Raw genomic sequence first — 11,114 nt, forward strand, 5'->3', positions numbered from 1 at the left:
AAGAAACGCTTAACCTGCTCAAAAAAGGTGCGGAAGATGAAGTTTCCACCGTGTTCAAAAACACCGTAGATGATGCCTTTGAATACGCTATGATAAGCGACACCCAACAAATGGCGACTACCAAAGGCACATGATTCGGGGCTTACAACGCTGTTACAGGCTACTTTCAGAATGTACGCAATTACAGAGACGGCGAAGCGAAACTACAATCTATTGTAATAGGTAGTACGGCAAAGCTAAAGAGCCAAAAAGCCTTTGAACTGTGTACAGACAATTCATAAGGCAAGGGATTAAAGGAAGAATGAACGCAGGATAGTAGCGGCAACGATTAGAAAAATACACGCACCGAACCACGAAGCCGCAGTCTTCGATGTATCAGGGTCGCCGGAGCTGAACTTGTTGTACACCTTAACGTCTCCGATGAGCCCAACCACCGCACCGATGGCGTAGATGAGCTGAGTGGCGGGATCGAAATAACTTGTTACCATTTCGGTAGCCTCGTTGATACCTGCTTGTACATTTCCCTATGCAAACGCACCAATTCCTGACAGCATTGCCAAGGCTGCCAGCAAAACTTTTTTCTTTGTTTTTCCATAATAGAAACACATTAATTTGTTACTATTATCCCACACCTTGTGGGCTTTCGAAACAAAGGTGTTTCAGAAATTGAGGCATGATAACAAATTGGCAGTCAGAGGAATTGTTTGGCGGTGAGTGGCTACTAATTTAATAATTGTTATCTTAGCAATATAAAGGAGAGTATTAATTCGGCTACAACTATTGTAACTATAAACAGATTATTAATATGGCAAACAAGGGGTCTGAGTGGAGAAAGTGGGACTTTCACATTCATACTAAAGGGACGAATAAAAATGACAAATTTTCATCACCCACAATGGATGATTTCTTTTGTTTGTTTTTCAAAAAAGCTTTTGAGCATCGGATTTCGGCAATAGCTATAACAGATTATTTTTCAATTGAAAGATATCTTGAAGCAATTGAATACAGAAGTAATATTGAAAACAAGGTTGATGAAAAAGGCGAAAAACTCTTCTCACCAGATGAAATAACTTTTATTAAAAGCATCTTCATATTTCCAAATGTAGAATTGAGAATGTTACCAGCAACTGATAAAGGGCGTTTGATAAATATTCATTGTGTCTTTAATCCTGAATATGTTGGAGATTTAGAGAACGATTTTTTTTCTCATATAGCAAATCAAGATGGTGTAAAAATGAACCGACACGGTATAACAAGCTATGGGAAATCGTTAGACCCAAATATCAATGAACTTCATAAGCAATACGAGAAAGGAATTGAAAATTTTGTCATTGACCTTAAGTCGTTAAGAGAACTTATATCAACAAATAAAAGATTTAAAGATAACACGTTGCTTATTGTAAGTAATTCAAACAATGATGGCGCTTCTGGCACACAGAAACATTACGATTTATTTGAGAATGAGAGTGGTAACTTAGATGGTCTTAGAAGATCTATTTATTATATTTCAGATGGTATATTTTCAGCAAACCCTAAAGATGTTAAGTATTTTATTGGAAAAAGATTAGAAGGAACAGATGGCTATAATGAAACTATTTATAAAAAAGAAGTTGAAAACGTTATTCTGCATAGAGGGTCATTAAAACCTTGCATCGTTGGCTGTGATGCTCATATTGAGGACGACTTGTTCTCTAAGTTCACGTGGGTAAAGGGTAATTTGAATTTTGAAGGATTGAGACAAATCTGTTTTGAACCTGAAAGCAGAGTTAAAATTCAGATTGAAGAACCAGATTTTAAAGAAGAAAAATTAATAATTGAACAAGTTTCTTTTATTTCTCCAAAAAATACATTTTCTAATGTCCAAATTTATCTTAATCCCAATCTTAATGTCGTTATAGGCGGAAAATCTTCAGGTAAATCTATTTTACTTTATGCTATAGCCAAAACACTTTCTGCAGACCAGACTGTACTTCAAAATGATGATGGCACAGACAAATATGATTTAAACAAAATTGATGATGGGTTTGATTTTCAAATAACAACCAAAGGCGGTTTTACTCAAAAACTCATCCGCCTGAAAGATGAAAATTCAATTTTACCTGAAATTAAATATATTCCGCAAAATTATCTGGTAAAACTTGCAGAGCCAGAGCTTAATAAGAAAGGTAAATCATTAAATAAACTTGTCCGTGACCTTATTACCGAAGATGACACTTCAAAGGAATGGTATCAAGATTTCATAACAAAGGTTTCTCAAAATGATAAATTGAGAAACACAAAAATTGATTTATATTTCGAAACTCAAGATGAAATTGATACACTAGAAGCTGATTTAAAGACTAAATCGAGCAAAGCTGTATTAGACAAGAATATTGAAACGAATACAAGTAAGGTCGAGGAATTAAATAACAGTACTGGACTTACGCCGGAACAAGTTGCAAAATATAATGCTTTACAAACTAAGTTAGAAGGCAACAACACTAAATTGCAAAATTTCAAAGATGATTTTTCGGCAATTCAAAGTCTCAATTCGGAATTAGCTCAAAATCTTAAAAGCCTTAAACAGAAAAAAGATACAATAGTTAGTCAATTGCAATTGCAAGAAATTAAGTCTTTTTATGAAACAGAATATGCAGCTTTGGATGCTCTTCTTGCGAAAATAGATGAATTGAACACGTCAATAGAAGTTCAAGTAAATGACAAAGGAACACGTTCTTTTACAAAAGACTGCAAATTTAGAGATGTTCTTTTGGCAATTAATAAAGAGCAAAAAATTACAAATACTGCTATCCAACCGTATTTGAAAGATGAACAAGTTAAGAAGTCTATAGAAGTGCTTAACCAATCTATTGCAAACGACAAAAAATCGTTGTCAGATATCGATACTCTTTCGAAAAAAATACAAGACAAGAAAAAGTTACTTGCCGAAACTAAAGAAGAGATTTTTACAATTTATAAAAATAGCTACCAACATTATCCTGATATAATAACAGCTTTGAAAGTTAGGACTGTTGAATTAGAAAAGGACGGTTTAGGAATTGATGGTAAGGCACAGTTTAATTACTCAAAACTTTGGGAAAAAATTTATGCTATAAGCGATCGCAGAAGTGCTTCCTACAATGATTATACTATTTTGGGGGCTAATAAAAAAGCCACTGATACTGCCGATTTTGATTTAATTCTACAAGATATAACAAAACTTTTTGATGATTTAATAACTAAAAAATACGCTCTTACAAATAGAACTTCTGTTCAAGCTGCTATAAAAATTATTTTAGATGATTATTTCTTTGATTACTGGGATATAAACTACAAGAATGATAAACTAGGAGAAATGTCAACAGGTAAAGCAAGTTTTGTCATCTTAATGCTAATCATTGGTCTAAGCAAATCTAAAGCACCAATTTTGATAGACCAGCCGGAAGATAATCTTGACAATAGGTCGATAACAACTGATTTAGTTAACTATTTAAGAAGTAAAAAGCTGGAGAGGCAGATTATAATTGTAACACATAACGCTAATATTGTGGTAAACGCAGATGCTGAAAATGTTATTATAGCTAATCAGAAAGGACAAAATGAAGAACAATCAACCAGTGTTTTTAAGTTCGACTATATAAATGGGGCTATCGAAAATTCGTTCGATAAAAGAGTTTCAGAAACCGATTTGTTGAAATCTATGGGAATTAGACAACACATAGCTGATATAGTTGAAGGAGGCAAGGATGCATTTATGATGAGAGAAAAAAAATACAGGTTTCACTAAATATACCGAAAAGATTGAAAAAACAAGACATAATACAATTCTGGAGAGACATTGAAATATTTGACCTTCCTGACTTAAATAAAAATGCTACACTGATAGATACAAATGATGCCCTGCCTTGGCTTCAAGAATTAAGAGAGGCAGAAGAGCACGATAAATGGCGTTTTACTCTTTTATTCGGAAAAATAGATAAGAAGTTTATCCTTGAACATGTTAACACTTTATTGAAAGTCGATGTAACAAATGATTGGGAAGAACCAGTAAAAGGTTTCAGCTGTTTTTCTAGATTAATTTTAGATGAAAAAGGTCGTCCGCAAAACGATAGTTACATAGTGGCAAGCTATGTATTTGGTATAAGTGCTTTAGAGAAAAATAAAAATATTTCTTCTGTATCCCAAGATTTGGATAAGGTAAGGGAAGATTTTTTAGAAAGATATAACGTCCCAGAAATTCTTAATGAAAACGAGCCTGCTCCTAAAGGTGATGTTATAAAATCTTTGCACTTAAAACGGGAGGTTGAATACTTGAAAAGACTTACATCTTGGTGGAAAGAAGATATTAATGTTTTTTTGCTTGTTGACAAAGGTTCAAAAGATAGTGAACCAAATCCGAGCTTTATGAATAGCTTTTACTTGGACGATTTAAATTATTTATCTCGTATAGAGGAAAAGAATTTTAGTACAACGCTTAAAGAATATCTTCAATTACAACCAGTTATAAGTGAGAGAAAAGACTTAATAGAAGATAAACAACATCTTTTCGATGCTATGAGTCCAATTCACTTAACAGCCGGGAGATGGCCGTCAAAAGTAGAATACGGCTTATACACCGCCCAAACCGGAGCAATAAACACCATCTTTTCTAATTTAAGGAATAATGAAGGATTACAAGGAGTGAATGGTCCTCCAGGTACCGGAAAGACTACTTTATTGTTTGATGTAATTGCTGAAATAATTGTAGAAAGAGCTAAAGTGATTTCTGGATTAGGGTGTGATAAAATATTTCAGAAAGGATACCCTATAGGTGAAAAGGAGAATGGTTTTAAGATGTTCAATTATACCATTAACCCAGCCCTTGCAAAGAACTTCGGAATAGTTGTAGCCAGTAATAACAATGCTGCGGTCGAAAATATCAGTAAAGAACTGCCACTTAAAAGTAAAATAGATGTAGCTAATTTTCCAGAGGCTAATTATTTTGGTGAATGCTCTACTAAACTTATAGATGAGCAAAGCTGGGGTGCGCTCGCTGCAGCCTTAGGCAATTTTAAAAATCGAAAAAATTTTAAAGAATCATTTTGGCAATTTAAAAATAAAGACGGTACAATTTACTTTCACGATTTATTATATGAAGTTTATAAAGACACAGAAAATGATGAAACCTACACTCACTATAAATCGTTTGAGCTGTCTAATCAAAAATTCAAATCATTATTGAGAGATTTTGATATATTCAAAAAAGCTGCAAGTTCTTTTCATACACAGTTACCTACTTTTATAAAAAATAAGAAGCAAGAAAAACAGATATCTATTGAATTAAAGAAAATTGAAAAGGATTTACTAAAGTTAAGTAATGAAAAACGAATTCTTTTAGATAAAGAGAGTAGCGTAAAAAAGGATGCAGAGCGTGTGCAGTCTTTATTGAGTTTGCAAGAACAACGTAAGCCATCATTTTTCTTTTTTCAAAAACTATTCAATACCAAAAGTTTTCAGAAATGGAATTTAGAAGCTGAAGGAATCATCATCAATCTTAAATCTATTCAAGGCAATTTAAATGATTTGAAACAACAATTGGAAAATAATGAGAAGAAAACCAAGACGCTGTTAGATAGGCAAACCGAATATAAACCTCAATTGTTTCAAATTAAATCATTTTTTACTTCTTATCAAAAATTACAAAACGAGCTAATAAAAAACTATGATATTGATATCAACAATATTTTTGATATAGATTTCTATGAAAAAGATTTAACTGATATTCATCTTTCAAACCCTTATCATTCTGCAAAAATTGCTAAACTAAGAAGCGATATATTTCTTGTTGCGCTACAATTGCATCGTGATGCCATATTATCAAACGCAAAAAGTATCAAGAACAATTTGACTGCTTATTTTGAAATGACTTTTGGATGGGGAAAGTTTGAAAATAATATATCGCAGAATTTATGGGATACCTTTTTCCTTTGTGTACCAGTTGTATCTACCTCTTTAGCTTCCGCAAGCCAACTTTTTCCTAATCAAAACCAACAACAAATAGGTTGGCTACTAATAGATGAAGCAGGTCAGGCAACGCCTCAATCGGCAACAGGTCTTATTCATCGTTCAAAAAGATGTGTAATTGTTGGAGACCCATTGCAAGTTGAGCCTGTTGTTACGATTCCCGAGAAATTAGTAACCATGTTGAGAAATGAACATAATGTTAGTGTTGATTGGTCGCCATACAGCGTGTCGGTACAACAATTAGCTGATAGAGTTTCTTTATCGGGAACATATATGAATGTTGGCAATACTGACGAGAAAATCTGGACAGGCTTTCCACTCCGAACACATCGACGTTGTGATGACCCTATGTTCTCTATTGCAAATAGAATTGCATACAGCAATCAGATGGTAAAAGCTGTAACTACAAATTCTAAAGGAGCATTTATTGGCAACTCCTGTTGGTTTAGTTCAAATACTGATGTGGTTTCGCTAGTCAATAAGCATGTCGTTAAGCAAGAAATAACTTTTCTTTCTCACAAGATTAATGAGTTACGAAATAGCGGTTATGATGGTGTCATTTATGTAATTTCCCCTTTCAAATCTGTTGCTTCATATTGCTCTAACACATTTAGGGGAGATAAAAAAGTACTTTGCGGAACCATTCATAAATTTCAAGGAAAAGAGGCAGATATTGTATTTTTAGTTTTAGGCAGTGACCCAAAATCCTCGGGTGCAAGAAACTGGGCATCACAAAAGCCTAATATGTTGAATGTAGCATTAACCAGGGCTAAAAAACGGTTTTATGTAATTGGAAACAAGAAGCTTTGGGGTACTTGTAATTATTTTAGTACGATGATTAGTATGTTGGATTAGTTTTGTTATAAAAACAAAAGGGAGTTTGCTTATACAAACTCCCCAATGTCAAAATCACTCAAATCACTTTTCCGCAGAGTGGAAGAACTGTTGTCGATTTCAGCCGAAAGTGTGCTATCCAAAAGCTCGGCAATTTTTCGGGAAGCACCCTCAATGGAATTTTCTAGTAGGCTGAATAATTCCGTTCCCTGTAATTTTTGAACTATGGCTACCGCTGTTTCCTTTTGAGCCTGTTCCAAATTTTCTTTTTGGAGCAATGCCCCTACGGAGCTTAGTTCGTCGTAGGTAACCCCCTGGGCAAGAATGTCATTACCACCGGATATTCTGTATCTGTTCCATTCTTCTTCCTCATCTTCCAAATCAGGCTTATTGCTGAAAACTTCCTCCAGTTCTTCCTGCGGAATTTGAATGCCAACGTTTTCATTTTCGTCGTATTCTATGTCTAAATTATCAGGGTTTATCTCCTGTTCAGCTATTTGGCTTTCATTGGCAGTGTTTGGCACTGATAGGCTTCTCACCGGCTTAGGCTGACCCATAATATCGTACAAGTTCGGGTTAACTTTTTCCTGCTTTGGCTTTTGCTACACCCATTTCTTAATGACAATCTTATCCTGTAACAGTAGTGCAATGACTATCAGCAGGCAAATCACAATTATTATTTCCATAATCGAATGCTTTAAAAAATGGGTTTAAATTTTTCGTTGAAATCATCTGTGATTGCTTTCTCAAACATTTCAAAATGATGTTCCAGTATATTGTCAAGGTAGGCATAAAGGGGTATGGCAGCTTTACCAATAACCTGCACAATACGGGATAAGCGTTCGTGGTATTCCTGCCGGATATAAATGCTTTTATCGCCCCGCTTTGTCATAGAGTGCGTTTTCAAAAAATGTTCGCCGTAGCTGCCGTCAAAATTTTTCTTGGTGCGGTTACGTTCCCTTTGTACAGATTTGCTTTGTGGCAATTCTTCCTGTTTCACTTCGTCTTTTACAGTTTCCTTTTCCTGCTATTCAGGCAGTTCAGGTGGAAGCTGTAAGTCCTCTTTTTTAACGCCGTACACCATCAGGTCCATCATTAATTCTTCGTAGATGTCGGGCGTGACTTTTCTTTTGTTATCTTTTTCCATAGGACTATAATTGAATGATTTTTAGAAATTCATTAATGAACAGGTCTAACTGGCAGGCTTTCATCAAACGTTCATCAGGCGGCAGTACGGTAGAACGGAAAACCATCTTACTGTTCGCTTCGCTTTCTTTGCGAAAACGGGTGCTGTTCTTCACTTGGCTTTGCATGAGGCTTAAACCCAGTTGGGCTATAAGCTGATTGTACACGTCATATAAGGGTGTGCTTTCCCTGCCGTCCACATGGTTCCAAAACAGGTTAATGGTTTCTATGGACGTTTCGCCTTTTTTCATAATCACATCCCGCAAAAGCTGCGTGAAAATGAGCGTACTTTCCATTACTACACGGTCTGCGGTAATGGGCGTAAAAATGTGGTGCATTCCTTCCAGTGCTTTCAGAATGCCGGGCGTGTTCACAGTTCCGGGCAGGTCAAAAATACCACATCAACTGGAACGGCAGAAGCCGTTACATATTCGTGTGCAGCATCCAATACGCTATCCGCTTTGTACTGCATGATAGGATAGGCTTTCTTGTTGATAGTGGTAAATTGCTTATAGGCCCGTTTTTTCAATGCCTCATTTTCCATTACCATTGCCAAATCACGGGCTTTCATTTTCATTAAACTATGCTGCGGAAAATCCGCATCAAATACGGCTACGTTGTAGCCCAACCGATAGTGCATCGTACTTGCCACAAGCGTGGTAAATGTGCTTTTGCCAACACCGCCTTTTTGTGAAGAAAAAGCGATAAACAGAGGTTTCTTTTTTGTGTCCATATTTTTAAAATTTAAAGTTTTCAAATTCCTGTTTTCAGGCTTGCAGGCGTTCCGGCAAGCCGTTCTGATTGCCTGCGTTCATACTTGATTGCCTGCTTCCTTGCAGTACAGCAGCCTTGCAATCATTCCGGTAGCTTATCAGGCAGGCTTGCCGTCATTCTTTCATTCCGCCAATCAACCAATCATTCAGGCGAGCCGGATAGTTGGATAGCAAGCGTTCACGCTTTCCGGCAGTCGTGCAATCTTGCTTTCTTGCATTCCTGCAATCAGGCAGGCAGAATTGCCTGCATTCCTAAATGTGCGCCGTCTGCTTTTCCTGAAGTACGTGCTGCCTGTCTTCCTGCCATCATTCAAGGGCAAAGAACCAATCAAATTCATTCGATTATACGCCTGTGGCATTGTTTGGTGGTCAGAGGCACTGTTTGGCACTGTGGAACAGGGCTTTACTTTGTATTGTGATTTTTATTAACGGATTTATGCAAAAGTCTTTTGACATATCGAGGGGTAACACGGGCGGCATAAAGCCGTTTTTCCCTGTTACATTCAATCCGTCCCGCAGGGCGGATTTTTGTGTTCATCGGAACACGGCAAGTTGTGTTTTGAGCATCTCGGAATGATTTCCGATGCTCAAAACAACTTGCCCTTTGCAGGGGGCAAAAAACACCTTCCGAAGTCAGGGTTTTGTATGGATTTTAAAATGGATTAGTGATGAACGATAACAACAAAAAGGAATTGAAAAAGACCGGACGCCTCCCCAAGGAAGACCCGGCGACAATCCGCTATACGATTTCCTTTAACGAGCAGGAACACGCCCGCTTTATTGCCTTTTTGATAAATCAGGTATGCAGGTAAAGGCGCATTTCATAACGTCCTGCATCTTTGACAAGACCATAAAGACCATTCAGATTGATAAAGGAACGGTTGATTTTTATATGCGGCTGACCTCTTTTCACAGCCAGTTCCGTTCCATAGGTGTAAACTATAACCAAATTGTAAAGCTGCTGTACAAGAATTTTTCCGAGAAAAAGGCGGCGGCATTCCTGTACAAACTGGAAAAGCAGACGGCTGAAATGGCAATGCTATGTCAGAAAATCATTCAGATTACCGAAAAATTTGAGGAAGAACACCTGAAAAAATAGCGGTAGCAATGATAGCAAAAATCGGGAGAAGTGCAAATTTATACGGGGCGTTGGCATACAATCAGCTTAAAGTAGAGAATGAAAACGGGCAGATTTTGTTTGCCAATAAGATGATTGAAAATGCAAGTGGTCATTATTCCGTAGCACAATTAGCCCAGTCTTTTGCTCCTTACCTGATAGCGAACCGCAATACCGAGAAACATACCCTGCATATCTCGCTCAATCCCGACCCGAATGATAAGGTAAGCGATGATAAATTTCGGGAAATGGCAGAACAGTATATGCGGGAAATGGGCTACGGCGAACAGCCTTGTATTGTATTCAAACATACCGATATTGACCGCAGCCATATACACATTGTATCGGTTTGCGTGGATGAGCAGGGCAAAAAGATTTCGGACAAATTCGAGAAAATGCGGTCTATGAATGTATGCCGTGCACTGGAAAGAAAACACGGATTGATACCCGCAACGGACAAGGAGCGCAACCAAAATGAAAAGGTTTTCCGTCCGGTAGATTATCGGGCAGGTGATGTAAAAAGCCAAATCGCTTCGGTCGTTCGCCACCTGCCGAACTGTTACCAATACCAAACGTTGGGCGAATACAACGCCTTGCTTTCCCTGTTCAATATTACCACCGAGAAAATCGAGGGCGAATTACAGGGGAAAATGCAGCAGGGCTTATTATATATTCCGCTAAATGAAAAAGGCAAAAGAGCCGGGCATCCGTTCAAGGCTTCGCTGTTCGGAAAGAGCGCAGGACTTCCGGCTTTGGAATTGCATTTTGCGAAATGCAAAACCGCCTTGAAAGACAGCCCAACCAAACAGACCTTGAAATCTGCCGTTACCATTGCTCTGAAAACCACAAGTGATGGACAGGCTTTTAAAAAGCAGTTAGCGGAACAGGGCATTAACGTAGTCGTGCGCCGGAATGATACAGGACGTATTTATGGTATCACATTTATAGACCACAATTCCAAAGCGGTATGGAGCGGCTCACGTTTGGCAACAGAACTTTCTGCCAACACCTTTAATGATTATTGGAATAATAACATCAAACCGGATATTAAAGAACCTGCCGTTTTACAACCCAAGCTATCCACATCAAATGATGTAGATCTTCCTGCGGAAGAACCACACCATTTGTTCGACTTCTTAACTACTGACAAGCACGAAGACGGTTTGATTGAAGCATTAGGCGGTTTATTGCCCGAAGCCCAAGGCGAAGATTACGAGGAACTG

Annotated in this window: 5 protein-coding genes and 5 pseudogenes; 6 read left to right on the forward strand and 4 right to left on the reverse strand. The window is 37.3% G+C overall.

Translation table 11 applies throughout. The features are described 5' to 3' along the window. Positions 1 to 281: pseudogene (locus GNY06_RS14185) on the forward strand (DUF932 domain-containing protein); the annotation flags it as partial. 9 nt (positions 282 to 290) lie between these two features. Here the strand turns inward: GNY06_RS14185 and GNY06_RS05330 are convergent. After that, positions 291 to 554: pseudogene (locus tag GNY06_RS05330) on the reverse strand (DUF4134 domain-containing protein). Positions 555 to 805: 251 nt separating this feature from the next. On the opposite strand from GNY06_RS05330, the gene GNY06_RS05335 reads away from it, so the two are divergent. Both GNY06_RS05335 and GNY06_RS05340 read left to right on the forward strand, forming a co-directional pair. Continuing rightward, complete coding sequence (locus GNY06_RS05335) at positions 806 to 3,766, forward strand: TrlF family AAA-like ATPase (RefSeq protein WP_166519118.1); 2,961 nt, start codon at positions 806 to 808, stop codon at positions 3,764 to 3,766. 14 nt (positions 3,767 to 3,780) lie between these two features. Continuing rightward, positions 3,781 to 6,837 carry a DEAD/DEAH box helicase gene (locus tag GNY06_RS05340; protein WP_166519119.1) on the forward strand — a complete coding sequence of 1,019 codons (3,057 nt, stop codon included), beginning with the start codon at positions 3,781 to 3,783 and terminating at the stop codon, positions 6,835 to 6,837. Positions 6,838 to 6,866: 29 nt separating this feature from the next. Here the strand turns inward: GNY06_RS05340 and GNY06_RS05345 are convergent, their stop codons facing one another. From GNY06_RS05345 to GNY06_RS05355, 3 genes and pseudogenes are all read right to left on the reverse strand, one after another. Beyond that, on the reverse strand, positions 6,867 to 7,385 hold the full coding sequence (locus GNY06_RS05345; protein ID WP_449390393.1) for a conjugal transfer protein TraD: 519 nt from the start codon (positions 7,383 to 7,385) through the stop codon (positions 6,867 to 6,869). A 128-nt stretch (positions 7,386 to 7,513) separates the two neighbouring features. Beyond that, positions 7,514 to 7,828, reverse strand: a pseudogene (locus tag GNY06_RS05350) (DUF3408 domain-containing protein); the annotation flags it as partial. Between the two features lie 139 nt (positions 7,829 to 7,967). Continuing rightward, positions 7,968 to 8,734, reverse strand: a pseudogene (locus GNY06_RS05355) (ParA family protein). 252 nt (positions 8,735 to 8,986) lie between these two features. Here GNY06_RS05355 and GNY06_RS05360 point away from each other — a divergent pair. The 3 genes and pseudogenes from GNY06_RS05360 to mobB form a co-directional block, all read left to right on the forward strand. Further along, positions 8,987 to 9,193, forward strand: a complete 207-nt coding sequence (locus GNY06_RS05360; RefSeq protein ID WP_166519120.1) for a hypothetical protein — start codon at positions 8,987 to 8,989, stop codon at positions 9,191 to 9,193. Positions 9,194 to 9,442: 249 nt separating this feature from the next. Then, positions 9,443 to 9,873: pseudogene (gene mobA / locus GNY06_RS05365) on the forward strand (conjugal transfer protein MobA). 8 nt (positions 9,874 to 9,881) lie between these two features. Further along, positions 9,882 to 11,114, forward strand: a 1,233-nt coding sequence (gene mobB / locus GNY06_RS05370) for a conjugal transfer protein MobB (RefSeq protein WP_166519121.1), incomplete at its 3' end; no start/stop codon positions are given.

This window comes from Elizabethkingia argenteiflava (assembly GCF_009904105.1).
In the GTDB taxonomy this organism is placed as follows: domain Bacteria; phylum Bacteroidota; class Bacteroidia; order Flavobacteriales; family Weeksellaceae; genus Elizabethkingia; species Elizabethkingia argenteiflava.

What these genes read in the sequence shown, in the direction of transcription:
- GNY06_RS05335 (WP_166519118.1), top strand. Translation starts at nt 806, where the DNA reads ATGGCAAACAAGGGGTCTGAGTGGAGAAAGTGGGACTTTCACATTCAT.